Source organism: Mobiluncus curtisii subsp. curtisii ATCC 35241 (assembly GCF_000146285.1).
Lineage (GTDB): Bacteria > Actinomycetota > Actinomycetes > Actinomycetales > Actinomycetaceae > Mobiluncus > Mobiluncus curtisii.
The window spans coordinates 959,010-978,368 of the sequence record NZ_GL385912.1; the positions used below are offsets into that span (position 1 = coordinate 959,010).

Consider the following 19,359-nt stretch of genomic DNA (forward strand, 5'->3'; position numbering starts at 1 on the left):
GCTGCTAACTAAAGTCTAGCGAACCTGGCGGCTACCTGTTCAACTCGATTCCGCCACCACTGCTGCACTTCCGGGCTGACAGGTGGCAGATTTCCTTTCAGTTCCAGGGTTTCCACCGGATACAGGAATCCGTTTTCGATACGGGGATCCGCGGTGAGGATACTATCTGTGCACAAGCGGAGTGTTCCAAGTCCACAGGCGGCTTTCGTTTGTAGCTGGGTCGCGAGAGCCAGTCCGGCACTCAAGCCCACCCCGGTATCTAAAGCAGAGGACACCACCAAAAGGGGCGCGCTTGTGCCACCCGGAGCAGCTGCCCGCAGCCCATCTGCCACCAGAGCCGCGGCACGCGCCGGTCCCCCCAGGGGCATTGCTTTGATGACAGCAGCGGCCAGCCCACTGGCGAGGACCTCGGTGAGCTGCCCGCCCAGGCGAATAGTTTCGTCTGCTGCCACCGGAATCCCCGTCGCCCGCTGCAGTTCGACCAGTTCAGCCAGAGTCTGACAGGGCTGTTCGGCATACTGCAGACCGCCCGGACCGGCGGCTTCACCCAACCGCGGCAGCGCGGCTGTTGCCTCAGCCAGGCTCCACGCCGCGTTCGCATCTACCCGAATTTGCCCGGTCGCCCCCAACGCCGCACGCACGGCGCGAATCCGCGCAATATCGTCCTCCAGGCTGCTGCGCGGGTCGGCGACCTTCACTTTTGCTGTGCTACAGCCGGACTCCCGGACCAGCCGCGCCGCGGTGTCCGGGTCCACCACCGGCACCGTGACATTGAGGGGAACCGGAGAGAGGGGTGCGGGAAGTCCCCGTGCCGCTACCGCAAATGCTCCCGCGAACCAGGTGGCAGCGACTGGCGGAGGATAGTTCCGGAAGGGCGCCGCCTCAGCCAGACCGGCACTGCCTTGTAAAATCAGCCCTTCTCGCACGATGATATTGCGAAACTTGACGCGCATCGGCACGGCAAACACCCATGCCCGCTCGATTCCCTGCGCCGTAAACAGCTCGGCACCGTCCGGACCGGGTTCAAAAGGGGACAGGCGGGCGGAACTGCCAGAATCTTCAACGTGGCTGGTCACGACGACACCAATGCACCGGTCGCCCTCCCGGACTCCGGTAGGGTCAGCGAGGCGGCGACTTTTGCTCCCACGTCTGCCAGCGGTCCGAAATCCGAGCCAGCTGCCTGAAAAGCCAACACCCACAGGGTGTCCCCGATAGCCGCCGCCCAGCGCTGCTGTACTCCCCGACCGTCGGGCAAGCACGAATCAGCCCAAATGGCAGGGCTTTCTGCCAACTGCGAAGTTCCAACTTCCCGCGGCTGCCAACCGGCAGGAACTGCCAGGCGGCGCAGCCAATTCACGCTATTCTCTGGATTTGCCAAGGGCGCGGACATCAGCAGAATCCGTGAATGCGGCGCAAAATCATGGGGGGTATCCAACGCAAAACGGCTTTGCAGTTTCAGTCCGGAGACGCGCGCGGGCGCGCTTGGTTCCAGGTTCAACACCCAGGTTTCGGGGTAAGCCAGGGAAACCCCGTCAATCATTTGGGTGTCGAAATAATCAAACCCACGCCGGTTGACTGCCCGTTCCCGGCGCTGCTGCGCGGAGCGGGTGCGTTCCAGTGCCCCCAAAGCTCCATAGAGACGTTCCTCTTTCATCCACCGCGGCTGCAACAGACTCGGCACCGGGGCGGGAACCAACGCCCAAAACGCCACGCCCAGACCTATCAGCGCCAGCAAAGCCGCCAGGGGGATGCCCCACACTCGCCAAAATGACAGCCCGGTTGCATAGGTCACGCAGGCCTCGAAAAATGTCACCCCCAGGCACAGGATGGTCAGACCCGGAATCATGATGGTGACGATGCGGTTACCCAAATCAGTCTTTCCGAATCCGTCCCGCAGGAATTTGGCGTAGGGCGTCGCCCAGGTCATGACTACCAGCGCGATTCCCACCAGCGTGGCAACCAGGAACGTGAAATCCACTCTGACCTTCTTTCGGGGTTACATTTCGGGTTTGGTGCTACCGCATCCTCTTAGTAATAATACGGAAACTCGTCCCAGTTCGGGGCGCGCTTTTCGAGGAAAGCGTCGCGCCCCTCGCGGGCCTCCGCGGTCCCATATGCCAGCCGGGTTGCTTCCCCGGCAAACATTTGCATCCCGACCAGGCCGTCATCCACCGCGTTGAAAGCATATTTCAACATGCGAATCGCCTGCGGGGATTTCCCGGCAATGGTCAGTGCCCAGTCCCAGCCGACGCGTTCCAGGTCCTCGTGCACCACCGCGCGGTTCACCACCCCCCAAGCCTCGGCTTGCGCGGCGGAATAGGTCTCAGCCAGGAAGAATATCTCGCGGGCTTTCTTATCTCCGACTTGCCGAGCCAGCAGCCCCGAACCGTATCCGGCGTCGAAGGACCCGACGTTGGCATCGACCTGTTTGAACTGGGCATGTTCCCGGCTGGCGAGTGCCAAATCACACACCATCACCAGCGAGTGTCCCCCACCGGCAGCCCACCCGTTGACCAGCGCAATGACCGGTTTCGGGGTGGCACGAATGAGGCGCTGCACCTCCAGGATATGCAGTCGCCCGTAGCGTCCAGCCGCGTCTCTCGGGTCGGGGAGGTCCGCAGTTTCAGGAGTTTCCGGGTGTTTCAGGTCAGCAGTCCGGTCGGCAAGGTTTTGGGGTTCACCAGGGCGTTCGGTCGGGTTTGCCGCGCCCTGTGGCGGTTGCAACGACTCGCTGCGCGGTACGGTCACGTGATACTGGTAACCGTCAGCGCCGCGCACCCGCTGATCCCCGCCACTGCAAAACGCATAGCCGCCGTCACGCGCCGGCCCGTTGCCAGTCAGCAAAATCGCTGCCACGCTGGCAGTCATGCGGGCGTGATCCAGGCAGCGATACAGCTGGTCGACAGTTTGGGGACGAAAGGCGTTGCGCACTTCGGGGCGATTGAACGCGATGCGCACCACCGGCGCCGGGCTGCCGTCTGCCAGCACGCCCCGGTGATAGGTCACATCGCTGAGCCCCTCCAGGTCGACTGCCCGCCACCGTTTTGCCTCAAAAATATCTGCCACCGCATTATCTTCCACGCTTAGATTCTAACTGTTCACCAGCGTGTTACGGTCGGCTGGGGTTATTGGAAACTGAAGTTCGGATTGGGCAGCAGCTCAATCCAGGTGGTACCCCGGTTGAGCAGGACGGGCTCGCCGGCAGAGTCCGTCAACTGCAGTGGCGAGCCTTCGGAGTCTTTGGACCAAGTCACTTTGGCGACTGACCCGCCACTGGCGACGTAGGCGGTTCCGCTGCCGGTCAGCACCGTTTCTGGGACTGTAGCCCCCGCAGCGTCTTTCGCACCAGTGTCGATGATGCTGGTCAGCACCACCACCACGTTATCGGTCTGCAACGGCGCTCCTGACCGAGCGCTCGCCGCTGTTCCCCCGTCAACCCGCTGCCAGCGAGAACCGGTCCAGTTGTAGCTTGCGACCAGGGACGGGAAATGCGCCACGAGGGTGTTCGCGGGGTTTCCGGACGAGACCGCGGTGGGCTGCTCCCCCTGGTCGGGGTTGGCGAAATCAAAAATTTGGGGAGCGTCAGGCTCCATAGTGTGTTCTTTGCCGACCTTTTCGTAAAGTTTAGGAATCGATAGATAGAGGTTGTGGGGCATGGCACGGAACTTCACCCGATACAGCGCCCCCCGCGCCTGATCTTCGTTGAAGCCGCGCAGTCCCGACGCGGAAACCTGAGATTCAAAGGCGGGGACACCCCCTGAATAGACCAGCATCCCACCGAATGGCGCGGCGATGCCCGGATCCATCGGACGCACGGAACGCACCGGACCGATTTCCTCGGGAGTATGCGCATGGAACACCGCGTTATACCGGGTCATCCCGCCTTCAACCTGTTCTTCGAACACGATGTCGGCGTCTTCCAGCCCGGATTGCGGACGCGCCGCCACGGTGTTTTCCACTTTCACCGCTACCACGGGGTGCGGAGTCGAGTCTTCACGAGGGAGACCGGTCAAGGGCCAAGTGGCGGGTTCCTCGGGCTGGGCGGTGGGGGTGGGAGTTTTTTTCCCAGGTGCCGGATTTACACATGCCGTCAGTCCCAGCATTCCCAGCATTGTCCAGAAAGCCACCAGAACCGCTAGAATCTTATTGAAACCGGCTGTATGACGGGTTCCAGGCGCGTTGCGACGCTCGGCGTAAACGACTCTGTTTGCCACATTTTCCGCGGTGTTATCCCAGGTTACAGCCATAAATGAACTTTAGCGTTAAGGCAGGGTGAAGTTGGTGAGTGACACAGCGAAGCGGGGGGTTCCCGTCCGGTTCTGTTTCCTGACGGGTGGCACGAAACCCCATGACGTAGTCAATCTGGCTGATGGTTTGGATACCGCGATTGCGCCTTTTCTGACTACCGAGGAACAACTCGCCCGCAGCGGTCGGCAGGTTACGGATGACTACGACTGGGAGGCTGCGCTCGCGGAAATTCGTGCCGAAGAAAACGCCGATGAGCCCACCTCACCCGCAGAAACAGACTCGCCGACGGAACCGGACTGGTCCGCACCAACCAGTGAGTCTCCCCAGGACACCGCCTCTCCGGAAACACCCCAAGATGACGCACCGGCGGATACCCCCTCAGATCAGGCTCCCCGCCAGGAGGTTCGGGAAATCCTGGTACCCATTGCTCCGGGAGTGGATCCGGAACGCGCCCGCAGGATTTTACGGTCGCGACTCAACGGTCCCCTCCCTGCCAAAACTGACTTGATTATGCAGACCTCCGGCTCCCAGACCGGCGACGGGCATTTGGTGGCAATTTCTGCCAGTGCCCTGGTGTCCTCTGCCCGTTCGACTCTGGCTGCCCTGGGCGGACCGGGTCGCTGGATTCTGGCACTACCGACTCACCACGTGTCCGGGCTGCAGGTGCTGACTCGTTCGCTCATTTCCGGGACAAAACCCATCATTGTGGACACTACCAACGGGTTTAAACCCGCCAGTTTGGTGCGCGCGGTTACCCGCGCTACCCAGAACTCCACCCTGCCGGTCTACCTGTCCCTGGTGCCCACTCAGGTATCCAAGATTCTGGACGAGGGCGGAGACGCGGTCGACGCATTGGCAAAAGTGGACACCATCCTGGTGGGAGGAGCCGCGTTTACCCCATTCCTGGCAGACCGGGCGAAAGCCGTAGGCTGGCATGTGGTAGAGACTTACGGGATGACGGAAACCTGCGGGGGCTGCGTCTATGACGGGATTCCCCTGCTGGGCACCCAAGTTTCTACTGTCGGCGATACCGTGTGGGTTACCGGCACCTCCCTGATGGAAGGTTACGTAGAGAAACCACCAGTCGGCATGGATCCCGCAGAGGCCTCTCCGTGGATTCAAATGGGACCACGTCGCTGGTTTAAGACTTCCGACACCGGTCGGATGGAAGGTCCGCGTTTGATTATTCAGGGGCGCACCGATGATGTCATCAACACCGGCGGGGTGAAAGTCCATGCTTCCGCGGTGGAACAGGCTTCTTTGAGTGTGACGGGGGTCGGTGAAGTGTGTGTGGTCGGGCTGCCCGATGCCCGCTGGGGTGAACTGGTCACCGCGGTGGTGGTACCCGGAGACGACCTCGATGTGGATTTGTTGGCTCCGATGCTGGGTTCTCCGGCGTCCTTGGGGGTTCTCGGAAAAGACGGAATGTCAGAGCCAGATTCTCTGGCGGCGCGGATTCGCACTGCTGTTACCGCGGAGCTTGGCGCTGCCCACGCGCCTCGTGTGGTGGTGGTAGTGCAGCATCTGCCCACCTTAGGACCGGGCAAGGTGGCTCGTCACGAAGTTGCCGAACTGGCGAAACGGGAACTTCGCACCGGTCGCGCCTGGGTGCGCTAACCGAGCACCGCGGGACCGGGCGGGGGCGGGCTTAGGACTGCGCCCGGGGGCGTTGGAGGCGGTTTCGCACCAGCCCTGCTATGAGGTTGGGGATAAACGCGAAACCGGCGTAGATGCCGGTGAACAGGAAAAATTCATCCCAGTAGATACTGAGGTTAGTGGCAGCGTGCATCGCCAGAAAGAAATGCGGAATAAACAGTACCACCGGAGCGAGGAGCCACCACAGCGACCAGCCGTTGACGATTCCGTCTGCCACCCCGCATCCCAGTCCTAAAAGCGGTAACGCCAGGTAGAAAATCAGCAAAATCCACCCCATACCGTCATCGCCTACAGACTTAAAAATAGGTTGGGTCACATAGGGCAAAGCCAGGAACAGCACGGCGTAAGCTGACCAGATAATCCAGCGCGATTGGGGGTTAGACATCTGCCACCACTCCTTTGTGAATGAAAACCATTTGATAACCATGATACCGGTCGCCCCCCACATTATTTATACTATTTTTCCGTTGGCTATCTTCCAGGCATGTCCAGAAATCGACAAAGCAGGAAAGACCACGGGTTTTACGTTAAGATGAAGCCGTGGTCAGAGTTTTGTTGTTTATCTTGTGGTTGGCGCTGGCTTTGTATGCGCTGATTGATTGCATTCGCACCCCGAAAGATAACCTGCCCGGCAAGATACCAAAAGTTTTGTGGATTATGCTGATTTTGCTGATTAGCCCCATCGGGGCAATAGCGTGGATAATCGTGTCCCGCGTCGCCGCTGCCGAAGCCAAGGGTGGGGTGATTGAACCAAATATCTGGTCCAGTGAGGAATCCGTGTCCCTCAGTTTCGGGCACAGACCTGCCACGGAACAGCCCAGCGCTCCTGACGATGATCCAGAATTCCTCGAGGAAGTCAGCCGGAAATTGCGTGAAAAACAGCGTGAAGAATACGAACGCAAGAAGCGGGAGAAAGAGGATGAGAAGCTCCAACCCCGCCCGGACAAAAATTCCGCCCCAGAGAATCCCACTGACCCACAAAATCCTCCGGACCCCGCGGACTCCCCGGACACGAAATCCTGACATCCGGTCTCGTGCGCCTGCCCGCAGTCGCGCGCATTTGCTAATTGATAGCCCGCGCCCTGACTTCCTGCGCTAGCCAGCGGACCGCCAGATTTCGCATCGGGGAATCCCCCCCCCAAGCCCGGCAGAATCTGCAAGATTTACCGCTACTCCGCGGTTTTCGCGGACGGGTCGACCTTCTTGGCTTTCTCTTTTTCAGCCTTTTCCGCGGCTTGCTCCAAAGCCTCCTGGTTCAGCTCTTCCAGGGTGGCTTGCGCCCGCGCGCGTTCTTTTTCTGCCGCGTCCTGGATTTGTTCCTCACGCAGTCGCGTATCTATGCCTCGGGGTATCCCGGTGGTGTCGTCGACACCATCACCGTCACGGTCACGGAATTCACGGCTCGTCACCAGGGAGGTGGGGGCATCGGAAGGACGGAAGAACACATCAATCCATGCCGTGCGCGGGTCAGAATCCACGAAAATCGCTTTAAAGAACAGCGTCAGGGGCACTGCCAAAATCGCACCCAGCGGACCCATCACCGTGGACCAGACCATCAAAGATAGGAACGAAACAGTGGCGTTCAAGCCCACCGCGTTCCCGGCAATGCGGGGCTGCAAAATATTCAGGAACAGCAGCGACGCAACCATGTAACCGATGAATACCCCAACGGCGGGCCACACTCCATCTAGCGCCAAAGCCAGCAGGATTGGGGGAATCATGGACAGAATGAATCCCACCGCGGGAATGTAGTTCGCGACGAAAGCGAGGATACCCCAGGTCCAGGGGGTCGGCACCCCAAACGCATAGAGAATTCCGACGTCCACCAGTGCTACTACGGCACCAAAAACGGTGGTCATCAGGAAGTAGGTCCGCACCCGCAGGGAAAAGTTGCGCAGGGCGATGGCGAAACCGGGAGCATAGGATGCCAACTCGGCGGCGCGACGTCGCACCACCACGGTGTCTCCGACCACGAAGATCGCCACCATGATGATAAAGAACAGGGTGGTTCCAGCCCCGCTAATCTGGTTAGCAAAGCCGGAGAGGTAGGAAAATACCCGGTTTATGTCCACGTTCTTCCAGGAATCTAGCACGGCAGAAGTGTCGAAGCCACGCCGATCCAGCTGGTTGATGGCATGTTCATAGAGAGCCTGGAACTTTGCGCCGTAGCGAGGCAGTTCAGTCACCATTGCGGTGATAGCAATCGCAATCAACCCCAGCATGATGAACAGGATGGCGAACAGCAGCACAATGTTAACCAAAGCCGCCAACCCCACCGGCCAGCGATGGCGAATCAGCCATTCTGACGCCGGGCGCACCGCCAACGCCAGCGAAAATGCCAGGAAAGTCGGCATGAACACCCCGGCTATCAGAGATAGCAGGAAAATTATCAGCGCGCTGGCTGCCAAAGCGAACGCGAAACGCATCCCGGTCGGCCAGGCCTCCAAACCGGATGCTTTCTGCTCGGCTGCTTTTGCCGCGTTAGCACGCTCCGCTTCCGCGCCGGCGCTGCCCCTATCACTGATTACACCAGGCTTTACCGCCTGCACCATCCCTTTTGCCTTATCAAGCATTCCCATAGGAATAACCCTACCAACCGAGCATTGAAAAACTGAAGTTCCCGGTCCGCCAGCGCAAACTGGTGAACCGGGAACTCCCAAACTATTGAATTAAACCCGCTTCAACCCTGAAATCACGGCTGGTCGGGCAGCTTCGACCCTATCCCCACGGGTGTTCCAGGTCGACATCGTCATCGAACAGTCCGAATCCGGTCGTGTCGCTGTAAGGCAACTGCGACATCAACACTTCGTGACCGCCCGCGGAAGGCTTGATTTCCACGCGACGGTAACGGCTCAGACCGGTACCAGCCGGAATCAGCTTGCCCAGGATGACGTTTTCCTTCAGACCCGACAGCGGATCGTCGATGCCTTCCATTGCCGCGTTGGTCAGAACCTTCGTGGTTTCCTGGAAAGAAGCCGCGGACAGCCAGGAATCGGTAGCCAAGGACGCCTTGGTGATACCCATCAGTTCGGAACGCGCCGAAGCCGGCTGTTTGCCCTGTGTCACGACCCGCTTGTTTTCCTCGCGGAACTTCGCCTGGTCGATGAGCTGACCGGGCAGCAGCATGGTGTCGCCGGATTCCAGCACGGTCACGCGGCGCAGCATCTGTCGCACGATGACCTCGATGTGCTTGGCGTGAATGTCTACGCCCTGGCTGTGGTAGACCTGCTGTACTTCGTTGACCAGGGAACGCTGGGTTTCAGCTTGGCCTTTCACGCGCAGCAGCTTCTTCGGGTCGATGGGACCCTGGGTCAGGCGGTCGCCCACCTCCAGGTGATCGCCGTCGGAGACCAGCAGTGCCTGGCGGCGAGACACCTCGATGACCAGGTCTTCCTTGCCGTCGTCACGAGTGATGATGACCTCACGCGGACCGGACGGGTCGTCGTTTATCTTTACCCGACCGGCTGCCTCGGTGATGGTGGCTTCACCCTTGGGGGTCCGCGCTTCAAACAGCTCCTGCACACGCGGCAGACCCTGGGTAATATCGGCAGCCGAAGCCGCACCACCGGTGTGGAAGGTACGCATCGTCAGCTGCGTACCGGGCTCACCAATGGACTGCGCGGCAATAATACCGACGGCCTCGCCAATGTCCACGCGCTTGCCGGTAGCCAGAGACCGACCGTAGCAAGCCGCGCAGGTCCCCACCGGTGCGTCACAAGTCAGCACAGAACGTACCTTAATCTGGGTGATGCCGGCCTTGAGCAGCTTCTTAATCGCCACGTCACCGACATCCTGCCCGGCTTCCAGCACGACGTTTCCAGCTTCGTCTACCGCGTCAACTGCCAAAGTCCGCGCAAAAGCGGTGGTCTCGACCAGCTCGTCGGGTTCAATCTGACCATCCTCGTTGACGAAACCGATGGTAATGTTCAAGCCCTTGCGAGTCCCGCAGTCTTCCTCACGGATGATGACATCCTGCGATACGTCCACCAGACGGCGGGTCAGGTACCCAGATTCGGCGGTACGCAAAGCCGTATCCGCCAGACCCTTACGCGCACCGTGGGTCGCGATGAAGTACTCCAACACGGACAGACCCTCGCGGTAGTTCGACTTAATCGGGCGCTCAATCAGGCGCTGCTTCGGGTCGGACACCAGACCGCGCATACCGGCAATCTGTTGAATCTGAGACCAGTTACCACGAGCCCCGGACTTCACCATGCGGTATACATTGTTGCGTTCGGGGAAGTTCTCGCGCATTTCCTCTGCCACTTCATTCGTGCAGGCTCGCCACAGGTCAATCAAGGCGCTGTAGCGTTCGTCCTCGGTGATGGCACCCAGGTCGTAGTCAGCTTGCACGTCAGAAGCGAGGTTTTCGTACTTTTCCAAAATGGCGGGCTTGGTCGCCGGCGGAACCACGTCCGTGAAGGAAATCGTGATTCCAGACCAGGTCGACCAGTGGAAACCGAAAGACTTGAGAGCATCCAGGGACACCTCAATATCGGCCTTTTTGTACAGCTCCGCCAAATCGTTGACGATTTTGCCGAGTTTCTTTTTCTCTACCACGTAGTTGACGAACGGGTAATCGCGCGGCAGCGAGTCATTAAAGATGACGCGCCCCAGGGAGGTCTTCAGCTCGAAGCGTTCTCCCGGCTGCCACCCCTCCGGCATTTCCATATCCTCCGGAGGCAAGTCGCCCGGTTCCATGCGGATTACGCAGGTTTCCTGCAAAGCCAGGTCGCCATTGTCATAAGCCAGGCGGGCTTCGGCAGGGCTGGTGTAGTACTTCAGCACCCGGTTGCCGTCGGGGTCAAACCTCGGAGCATGAACCATTTCCGGATCTTCTTCCGAGGTCAGGTGGTAAATACCGATAATCATGTCCTGGGAGGGCATGGTCACCGGACGACCATCCGAAGGCTTCAAGATGTTGTTCGACGACAGCATCAGCACGCGCGCCTCAGCCTGGGCTTCTGCCGACAGCGGGACGTGGACTGCCATTTGGTCGCCGTCAAAGTCCGCGTTGAACGCGCCACAGACCAGCGGGTGCAGCTGAATAGCCTTGCCTTCCACCAGCAGCGGCTCGAAGGCCTGGATGCCCAAACGGTGCAGGGTAGGAGCACGGTTCAACAGCACCGGGTGGTTGGTAATAACCTCGTCCAAAACGTCCCAAACCTGGGCGTTTTGCCGCTCTACCATCCGCTTGGCAGCCTTAACGTTCTTGGCTTCGCCGTTTTCCACCAAGACTTTCATCACGAAAGGCTTGAACAGTTCCAGGGCCATCGTCTTGGGCAAGCCACACTGGTGCAACTTCAACTGCGGACCAACCACGATAACGGAACGTCCGGAATAGTCCACGCGCTTACCCAGCAGGTTCTGACGGAACCGCCCCTGCTTACCCTTGAGCATATCGGACAGGGACTTCAGCGGACGGTTACCCGGCCCGGTTACCGGACGTCCACGCCGACCGTTGTCAAACAGGGCGTCCACGGCCTCTTGCAACATACGCTTCTCGTTGTTGACGATGATGTCCGGGGCCTTCAATTCCTGCAAACGACTCAAACGGTTGTTGCGGTTGATGACGCGGCGGTACAAATCATTGAGGTCAGAAGTCGCGAAGCGTCCACCGTCCAGCTGCACCATGGGGCGCAGGTCCGGGGGAATGACCGGAATTGAATCCAGCACCATCGCCGACGCCGGCTTGCCGGTCTGGAGGAACGCATTAATGACTTTCAGGCGTTTCAGGGCGCGAGTTTTCTGTTGGCCAGTCTTGCTCTCCACGACCTCTTTCAGCGCTTCGGCTTCCGCTTCCAGGTCGAAAGACTCCAAGCGATCCTTTACCGCCTGCGCGCCCATACCGCCCTTGAAATAGGTGCCGTACAGGGCATACATTTCGCGATAGACCAGCTCGTTACCCTCCAGGTCGCCGACCTTCAGGCTCTTAAACCGATCCCAAACTTCGTCATGCAGTTTCAGGTCAGACTCAGCCTGGTGGCGCAGCGCGCGCATTTCCTTTTCACCGTTGCGCTTGACCTTGTCGATTTCGGATTTCTCGGCGCCTTCCTTTTCCAACGCCGCCATATCCTGTTCCATCTTTTGAGCACGCTTTTCGATGTCCAGGTCGCGGTTCTTTTCGATTTGTCCACGAGCCAGGTCGGATTCCTTTTGCATATCTGCAAGGTCCTTGTGGCGTCGTTCCTCGTCAACGTCGGTAATCATGTACGCCGCGAAGTAAATGACCTTTTCCAGGTCTTTCGGCGCGATATTCAGCAGGTAACCGAGCCGGGAGGGCACGCCCTTGAAGTACCAAATATGCGTGACAGGAGCAGCGAGCTTAATGTGACCCATCCGCTCGCGACGCACCTTGGAACGGGTGACTTCCACCCCACAGCGTTCGCAGACAATACCCTTGTAGCGGACGCGCTTGTACTTCCCGCAGGCGCATTCCCAGTCACGGGTCGGCCCGAAGATTCGTTCGTCGAACAAGCCTTCTTTCTCAGGCTTCAGCGTCCGGTAGTTGATGGTTTCCGGCTTCTTGACTTCGCCGTGGGACCAGCTGTTAATGTCGTCCTCGGTCGCCAGACCGATGTGCAACTTGTCAAACTTGTTTGCATCCAACATGTGTTTTCTTTCCTCTTCTTCCGGTCCGTCTTAGGCGTTCATGAATTCGTCGGTCGTCAATAGACCGGGGGCGTTGGGTCGTTTGCCCAAGTCGAAGCCGAGACTGTTGGGTCCGCGGCTGGCTTCATCTTCATCATCGCGCAAGTCGATGGCGTTGCCGGCAGCATCCAGAGCCTCCACGTTCAGGCACAGCGAACGCATTTCCTGCATCAACACGCGGAAAGATTCCGGAATGCCCGGCTGGGGCAGGTCCTCGCCACGCACGATAGATTCGTAAACCCGCACGCGTCCTTGCACGTCATCGGATTTCACCGTCAGAAGTTCCTGGAGGGCATAGGCGGCGCCGTACGCTTCCATTGCCCACACCTCCATCTCACCGAAGCGCTGACCACCGAACTGGGCCTTACCACCCAAAGGCTGCTGGGTAATCATGGAGTAAGGACCGGTGGAACGGGCGTGAATCTTGTCATCGACCAAGTGGTGCAGTTTCAGCATGTACTTGTAGCCGATAGCAATCGGGTACGGGAAAGGTTCCCCGGAACGACCGTCAAACAGCTTCGCTTTGCCCATTTCGTCGATGAGCGGACGATCGAAGTCCTCACGGACGCGGGTGTTGCGCAGCAGACCGGTAATCTCGTCAGCCTCGGCACCGTCGAACACGGGGGTCGCCACGTGCTGTCCCGGCTCGCAGACCTCCAGCGGGACCCGCTGTGCCCACTCTTCACCGGCCTTGCGGGCTTCACTGACATCCCAGCCCTCGTGAGCCAACCAGCCCAAGTGGAACTCAAGTACCTGACCCAGGTTCATACGACCGGGCACACCCATCGGGTTCAAGATAATGTCTACCGGGGTACCATCCTCGAGGAACGGCATGTCCTCAACCGGCAGAATCTTGGAGACACAGCCCTTGTTGCCGTGACGACCAGCCATCTTGTCGCCGACCGTCATCTTGCGACGCTGTGCGATAAAGACGCGAACCATGTGCTTTACGCCAGGTCCGAGCGCGGCGTCGTCGTCCTCATCGGTAAATTCCTTTACCCCGATGACGATGCCGGATTCACCGTGGGGCACCCGCAGGGAAGTGTCACGCGCTTCCCGCGCCTTTTCACCCAGGATGGCACGCAGCAGGCGTTCCTCACTGGTCAGCTCGGTTTCACCCTTGGGGGTCACTTTACCGACCAGGATGTCACCCGCGTTGACCTCGGCACCGACGCGGATAATGCCGCGTTCGTCCAGGTCCTTGCGGGCAGCTTCGGAAACGTTGGGAATATCCCGCGTGATTTCTTCCTCGCCCAGTTTCGTGTCGCGCGCATCGATTTCGTGTTCCTCGATGTGAATCGAAGTCAGCAAGTCCTCAGAAACGACCCGCTGACTCAAGATAATGGCGTCCTCGTAGTTCAGCCCTTCCCAGGACATGTACGCCACCAGCAGGTTCTTGCCCAGAGCCATTTCTCCGCCGTCGGTAGCGGGACCGTCAGCCAGCACGTCTCCGGCTTCGACCCGGTCGCCTTCGTCAACGATAGCCTGCTGGTTATAGCAGTTGCCCTGGTTGGAACGCTTGAACTTTTCGAGCGTGTAGAGGCGGGTTTCGCCGTCATCTTCCTGGAGACGCACCAAATCGGCGCTGACCTCGGTGACGACACCGCCCTTCTTGGCAACGACCACATCGCCGGCGTCAATCGCGGCGCGTTTCTCGATACCGGTGCCCACCAGGGGAGCTTCAGTCTTTAGCAGCGGCACTGCCTGGCGCTGCATGTTTGCACCCATCAGAGCGCGGTTCGCGTCATCGTGTTCCAGGAACGGAATCATCGCGGTCGCGACCGACACCATCTGACGAGCCGATACGTCCATCAAGTCGACTTCTTCCGGGCTGACCAGCACCGGGTCGCCGCCGGTAGAACGGCACAGCACGGTGGACTCTACGAAGTGCCCATCTTTCGTGAGCTGCGCGGAGGCCTGGGCGATGTTTTTGCCCTCTTCATCGTCCGCAGTGATGTAGTGGATTTCGTTGGTGACCACGCCGTCCTTGACCACGCGGTAGGGAGTTTCCACAAAACCGTATGGGTTGATGCGCGCGAAAGTTGCCAGCGAACCAATCAAACCAATGTTCGGACCTTCGGGAGTCTCCACCGGGCACATCCGCCCGTAGTGGGAAGGGTGCACGTCACGAACTTCCATCCCCGCCCGGTCTCGGGACAGACCGCCCGGACCCAAAGCCGACAGACGGCGCTTGTGCGTCAGACCTGCCAACGGGTTGTTTTGATCCATGAACTGCGACAGCTGCGAAGTTCCAAAGAACTCTTTGATGGCTGCCACAACGGGACGGATGTTAATGAGGGAGTTCGGGGTAATGGCTTCTACGTCCTGGGTGGACATGCGTTCCTTTACCGTGCGCTCCATGCGGGACATGCCCGTGCGCACCTGCATCTGGATAAGCTCGCCGACCGGACGCACCCGGCGGTTGCCAAAGTGGTCGATGTCATCCGTCTTGATATGCAGTTCGGTTTCCTGACCAGCAGCGTCCTTGACCGCAACCGTGTCATCCCCAGCGCGCAGTGCCAACAAGTAGCGGAACGCAGCCACGATGTCGGTCAGGTCCAGGGTGCGTTCGCCCATTTCCCTCTCCACACCGAGCTTCTTGTTGATTTTGTAGCGTCCGACCTCGGCGAGGTCGTAGCGCTTGGGGTTGGTGTAAAAGTTGTGCAGCAGGTTACGTCCGGCCTCCGCGCTGGGCGGCTCGCCGGGACGAATCTTGCGGTAGATGTCCTCCAGGGCCTGATCCTGGGTTTCAATCGCGCCATCTTTTTCCAAGGTTTCCAGCATCAACGGGAAGTCGTGGAAAGCCTCGCGGATTTCACCAACGCTCATCCCCAGCGCCTTGAGGAAAATAGTCGCGGACTGCTTGCGCTTGCGGTCGATACGCACCCCGACTGTGTCCTTCTTGTCAATCTCGAATTCCAGCCAAGCACCGCGGGAGGGAATGACCTTACCCAGGTAAATGTCACGGTCGGAGGTCTTGTCAGCAGTCTTTTCGAAGTACACACCGGGGGAACGCACCAGCTGGGACACGACCACACGCTCGGTACCGTTAACGATGAAGGTTCCGCGCGGGGTCATCAGCGGGAATTCGCCCAAGAACACGGTTTGGGTCTTAATTTCGCCGGTTTCGTAGGTAATGAATTCCGCGGTTACGTACATCGGCGCATTGTAGGTCAGGTCCTTGTCCTTGCATTCGTCGATGGTGTAGTGCGGGCTTTCCAAGGTGTAGTCCTTAAAGGACAGGCACATGGTGCCGCCATTGTCCTCGATAGGGCTCATCTCGTTCAAAATTTCTTGCAGTCCCGAAGTGCGGGGGACGTGCTTGTCACCGGTTTTGTCGGCTTCCTTGACGCGTTCCTGCCAGGCTTCGTTCCCCAGGAACCAGTCAAAAGATTCGGTCTGCAGCGCCAACAAATTCGGCGGTGCCATCGGTTCATCAATTTGGGCAAAAGACACCCGGAAAGGGTGAGTGGAGGATTCTTTGGATTTCGTAGCCAAGATTTCCGTTTCCTTTATGTCGTATAGATGGTCGGGATTTTCAAACCGGCTCCCCCGCGCACACGGTCGCGGCAATCAGCCTGGAAAATCTCGATGCGCTGCGGCGTTTGAACATCTCATCCCTCGCTCTACCTGCCCTGATATTGCCGGCGCATACTTACGCAATATCAACGGTAACAGGTGGCCTCGGACAGAGAACACGCAAATAACAACTCTATAACTTTTGCGGCTTGTAAGCAATTTTCCGCCGTTGAATTTCGGGGACTGTTCTCAGCGAGGGCAGCTACTCAATCCTCCCTGAAGTGAGTTTCCGGCAGACGCATTTCTCGAGGCGGAAAAGTGAACGTGAAAGTGCAGCTAAACCAGACAATAATTTTTATAAGTGTTTTGGCGCTGTTTAATTTGGTTATCGGTTCTAGGCTGTCAGCACCTCGATACCGTAGCTTTCCAGCACTTCTAAGCAATGCGCTTCGACACTATCCGTGAGGATTTCGTCAATCGGAGCAAAATCGCAAATCCGGGCGGTTCCCAACGCGGAGAATTTAGAACTATCTGCCACCACGGTCACTCGTTGCGCAGAACGGAGAAAATCAGCGTTCGTTTCCGCCTCCAACAAGTCATCGTTGAACAAGCCACGGTTCACGTCAATGCTGACCACTGCCAAAAACACTCGCGACATTGCCAAATTGTCCAATACCAGTCCGGACATATTGCCCACGACTTCATAAGAACAGGGGCGTAGCGTCCCACCCACCACGATGACTTTGATTTGGGGGCGTAGCGCCAGTTCGTTAGCGATGTTAATGGCGTTCGTGACGACCGTAATCCCCTGGCGTTGAAACGCGGAATCTTTCGCGACACACAGCGCTAGTTCGCGAGAAACTTCCGTAGTGGTGGTTCCTCCGTTCAAGCCGATAACGTCTCCCGGTTTCACCATTTTGGCAGCCGCTTTCGCCAGACGTTGCTTGATTCTGCCTTGGTTGACGGGGCGATACCGCAGCGGCAAATCTCCAGACAGCGGATTCGCTACCGCTCCTCCCCGAACCCTGGTAATCATCTGTTGAGATGCCAATTTGTCCAAATCGCGGCGTGCGGTGGCGGGAGACACCCCCAGCAGGGTTTCAATCTCCTCTACCTGAATTGAGCCGTTTTCCAACACTAGATCGAGGATTTTTGTCAGTCGAAATGATTGATATGCCATACGCCTTCCCTCCTGGTTGATTTAATATGTCTCTAACATGAAATTTAAATCAGTTTTAAACAATTTACTTCTGCTTGCGTGGTATTTTTATTTCTGAAAAATGTCGCCGATTTTGTAGGGAGAACACACCACCATGAGCATCACCGCTGAGGAAATCGCCAGCCAACCCGAAACTTGGAAACGAGCCATTGACCTGCTCGCGTCCCTGGACTCTCAGTTTTTCCCGAAAAAAGGTCAGAGCGTCGCCATGATTGGCTGTGGCACCTCCTGGTTCATGGCGCAAGCCTATTGCCGAGCCAGGGAAGTCGCCGGACACGGAGTTTCTGACGCTTTCACCGCCACCGAATTCCCCCTGACTCGCCACTATGACATGGTCATCACCCTGTCTCGTTCGGGCACTACCACGGAGATTATTGATATCCTCAAAGCCTTGCACGGCAAGGTTCCCACCCGTTTAATTACTGCCGTCGGTAACGGTCCTGCCACACCCTTTACCGACCAGGAACTCGTTTTGGACTTTGCGGATGAAACGTCGGTCGTGCAGACGCGCTTTGCCACTACGGCCCTGGCTTTGCTGCGTGCCAGCCTTGGGGAGGACCTGACGAAGGCTATTGCCGATTGCACCGCGGCTGTAAATGCAGAAATTTCCTCCGCATTCATCGACGCGGAACAGTTCACTTTCCTCGGCACCGGCTGGACTTACGGGCTCGCCAATGAAGCCGCGCTAAAGATGCGCGAAGCCTCGCAATCCTGGACCGAATCCTATCCCGCAATGGAATACCGCCACGGACCGATTTCCATTGCCGAGCCAAACCGTATCACCTGGATTTTTGGCGCCATCCCACAGGGGATGGAGACGCAAATCGCGGCTACCGGCGCCACTTTGGTCCACCACGACTACGATCCGATGGCGTCCCTGGTGCTGCTGCAACGCGTCGCGGTAGCACGCGCGGAACACCGGGGGCTGAATCCTGACACCCCGCGTCACCTGACCCGTTCAGTGATTCTGTCCTAATTCCGCGCCCGTCTACACCTCATGCCCATGGAGGGACAGATGCCACCCGAGGAGCTTTCGACAACCCACCCCGATTCCGCCCCGGTCTATGCGCTAGCTTTTGACGTCGGGGGGACCGACACCAAGGTGGCTTTCGTGTCCAACCGGGGTTCACTGGTGAAGCTGCCCACCCTGCCCACTTCCACCGGTGGTGCGGTCGGGCTGATTGCACAGATTAACGACCAGTATCTGCAGATTCAACAGGCGTTGCGCCAGGGCAAAATCCGCGACGCCGACGGCACCGCACTGCCGGCGGCGCGGGTGTGCCGAGCCGTTGGTGTGGGCGTTCCCGGCGTGATGGTGGAAGACACTGGAATGACCATCACCTCAGCTAATCTGGGCTGGGGTCGCTTTCCTATGCGCGACCGCTTAGAGGAAGCCCTGGGTTGTTCCCTTGCGCTGGGACATGATGTTCGTTCCGGGGCGTTAGGCGAAGCCCTGTTCACGGGACGCAAGGAATGCTTTTTCGTAGCTATCGGGACGGGTATCTCGGCGGGAATCGTGCTCAATGGGCAGGTACTGAACCGTAGCGGCTTCTCCGGAGAAATCGGTCAGATTCTGCTCCCCAATCCGGATTTGAACTACCTGGGGAAAGCCTCAGCACCAATTCCTGCACAGGCGACCCATCTCCCCCTGGAACGAATTGCGTCCGCCGAATACACCGCCCGTCGCTATGCCCTTCTGAAAGGTCTCTCCCCGGAAACTGCCCGCCCCACGTCTCGTGACGTGTTCCAGCGCGAACGGGAAGGCGACCAGTGCGCTCACCACGTAATCGAAACCGCCACGCAGGCATTGGGAGTGGTCCTCGCCGCCAGCCTGGCGACTTTGGGAGATTTGGAAGTCATCGTGGGCGGAGGACAATCCCAGGAAGGTCCCGACTACCTAGAGAGGCTTCGCCAAGCGACCGCCACGCATCTCGTGAACCTGCCCGAACCCAAGTTTTCCTTGTCACGCTTTGGGTCTCAAGCACAACTGTTGGGGGTCGCGGCGCAGGCCTTCGCAAAAGCCCAGGTACCGATTGTTCCCCTCACCCGCCCGTCATAAGTTTCTT

The 19,359-nt window shown here is 58.7% G+C and carries 13 protein-coding genes; 4 read left to right on the forward strand and 9 right to left on the reverse strand.

All coding sequences use genetic code 11. The features are described 5' to 3' along the window. Positions 1-8: 8 nt before the first annotated feature. Genes HMPREF0574_RS04235 through HMPREF0574_RS04250 form a run of 4 tightly spaced genes read right to left on the reverse strand, consistent with a single transcriptional unit; the run spans position 9 to position 4,247 of the window. The gene (locus tag HMPREF0574_RS04235; protein ID WP_004007462.1) at positions 9-1,076 is read right to left on the reverse strand and encodes an enolase C-terminal domain-like protein; all 1,068 of its coding nucleotides are present in this window, start codon (positions 1,074-1,076) and stop codon (positions 9-11) included. Continuing rightward, complete coding sequence (locus HMPREF0574_RS04240) at positions 1,073-1,978, reverse strand: hypothetical protein (RefSeq protein ID WP_004007463.1); 906 nt, start codon at positions 1,976-1,978, stop codon at positions 1,073-1,075. The genes HMPREF0574_RS04235 and HMPREF0574_RS04240 overlap by 4 nt, the downstream gene beginning before the upstream one ends. Before the next feature lie 50 nt (positions 1,979-2,028). Continuing rightward, complete coding sequence (locus HMPREF0574_RS04245) at positions 2,029-3,081, reverse strand: 1,4-dihydroxy-2-naphthoyl-CoA synthase (protein ID WP_004007464.1); 1,053 nt, start codon at positions 3,079-3,081, stop codon at positions 2,029-2,031. 44 nt (positions 3,082-3,125) lie between these two features. Further along, positions 3,126-4,247: a DUF3048 domain-containing protein gene (locus HMPREF0574_RS04250; protein ID WP_004007465.1), complete on the reverse strand. Its 1,122-nt coding sequence runs from the start codon at positions 4,245-4,247 to the stop codon at positions 3,126-3,128. Positions 4,248-4,272: 25 nt separating this feature from the next. Between HMPREF0574_RS04250 and HMPREF0574_RS04255 the strand changes: the two genes are divergently transcribed. Further along, positions 4,273-5,865, forward strand: a complete 1,593-nt coding sequence (locus HMPREF0574_RS04255; RefSeq protein ID WP_004007466.1) for an AMP-binding protein — start codon at positions 4,273-4,275, stop codon at positions 5,863-5,865. A gap of 31 nt (positions 5,866-5,896) precedes the next feature. Here the strand turns inward: HMPREF0574_RS04255 and HMPREF0574_RS04260 are convergent, their stop codons facing one another. Further along, positions 5,897-6,289 (reverse strand): hypothetical protein, encoded by a 393-nt coding sequence (locus tag HMPREF0574_RS04260; protein WP_236585817.1) that lies wholly within the window; start codon positions 6,287-6,289, stop codon positions 5,897-5,899. Between the two features lie 155 nt (positions 6,290-6,444). Here HMPREF0574_RS04260 and HMPREF0574_RS04265 point away from each other — a divergent pair, with 155 nt between their 5' ends. Beyond that, positions 6,445-6,927 (forward strand): PLD nuclease N-terminal domain-containing protein, encoded by a 483-nt coding sequence (locus HMPREF0574_RS04265; RefSeq protein ID WP_004007469.1) that lies wholly within the window; start codon positions 6,445-6,447, stop codon positions 6,925-6,927. A gap of 146 nt (positions 6,928-7,073) precedes the next feature. Here the strand turns inward: HMPREF0574_RS04265 and HMPREF0574_RS04270 are convergent, their stop codons facing one another. The 4 genes from HMPREF0574_RS04270 to HMPREF0574_RS04285 all read right to left on the reverse strand — a co-directional run bounded on the left by HMPREF0574_RS04270 (position 7,074) and on the right by HMPREF0574_RS04285 (position 17,254). After that, positions 7,074-8,483 (reverse strand): AI-2E family transporter, encoded by a 1,410-nt coding sequence (locus HMPREF0574_RS04270; RefSeq protein WP_004007470.1) that lies wholly within the window; start codon positions 8,481-8,483, stop codon positions 7,074-7,076. A 139-nt stretch (positions 8,484-8,622) separates the two neighbouring features. After that, on the reverse strand, positions 8,623-12,516 hold the full coding sequence (locus HMPREF0574_RS04275) for a DNA-directed RNA polymerase subunit beta' (RefSeq protein WP_004007471.1): 3,894 nt from the start codon (positions 12,514-12,516) through the stop codon (positions 8,623-8,625). 30 nt (positions 12,517-12,546) lie between these two features. Further along, on the reverse strand, positions 12,547-16,053 hold the full coding sequence (rpoB, locus tag HMPREF0574_RS04280) for a DNA-directed RNA polymerase subunit beta (RefSeq protein WP_004007472.1): 3,507 nt from the start codon (positions 16,051-16,053) through the stop codon (positions 12,547-12,549). Between the two features lie 415 nt (positions 16,054-16,468). Continuing rightward, on the reverse strand, positions 16,469-17,254 hold the full coding sequence (locus HMPREF0574_RS04285; RefSeq protein ID WP_004007473.1) for a DeoR/GlpR family DNA-binding transcription regulator: 786 nt from the start codon (positions 17,252-17,254) through the stop codon (positions 16,469-16,471). A 133-nt stretch (positions 17,255-17,387) separates the two neighbouring features. On the opposite strand from HMPREF0574_RS04285, the gene HMPREF0574_RS04290 reads away from it, so the two are divergent. Both HMPREF0574_RS04290 and HMPREF0574_RS04295 read left to right on the forward strand, forming a co-directional pair. After that, positions 17,388-18,269: an SIS domain-containing protein gene (locus HMPREF0574_RS04290; RefSeq protein ID WP_004007474.1), complete on the forward strand. Its 882-nt coding sequence runs from the start codon at positions 17,388-17,390 to the stop codon at positions 18,267-18,269. Between the two features lie 39 nt (positions 18,270-18,308). Next, positions 18,309-19,352, forward strand: coding sequence for an ROK family protein (locus HMPREF0574_RS04295; protein WP_236585816.1), 1,044 nt, complete (start codon positions 18,309-18,311; stop codon positions 19,350-19,352). The last annotated feature ends 7 nt before the right edge of the window (positions 19,353-19,359 follow it).

Coding starts and splice junctions, on each gene's coding strand:
- HMPREF0574_RS04250 (WP_004007465.1), bottom strand. CDS start 4,247: ATGGCTGTAACCTGGGATAACACCGCGGAAAATGTGGCAAACAGAGTC.
- HMPREF0574_RS04260 (WP_236585817.1), bottom strand. CDS start 6,289: ATGTCTAACCCCCAATCGCGCTGGATTATCTGGTCAGCTTACGCCGTG.
- HMPREF0574_RS04270 (WP_004007470.1), bottom strand. CDS start 8,483: ATGGGAATGCTTGATAAGGCAAAAGGGATGGTGCAGGCGGTAAAGCCT.
- HMPREF0574_RS04275 (WP_004007471.1), bottom strand. CDS start 12,516: ATGTTGGATGCAAACAAGTTTGACAAGTTGCACATCGGTCTGGCGACC.
- HMPREF0574_RS04285 (WP_004007473.1), bottom strand. CDS start 17,254: ATGGCATATCAATCATTTCGACTGACAAAAATCCTCGATCTAGTGTTG.
- HMPREF0574_RS04290 (WP_004007474.1), top strand. CDS start 17,388: ATGAGCATCACCGCTGAGGAAATCGCCAGCCAACCCGAAACTTGGAAA.
- HMPREF0574_RS04295 (WP_236585816.1), top strand. CDS start 18,309: ATGCCACCCGAGGAGCTTTCGACAACCCACCCCGATTCCGCCCCGGTC.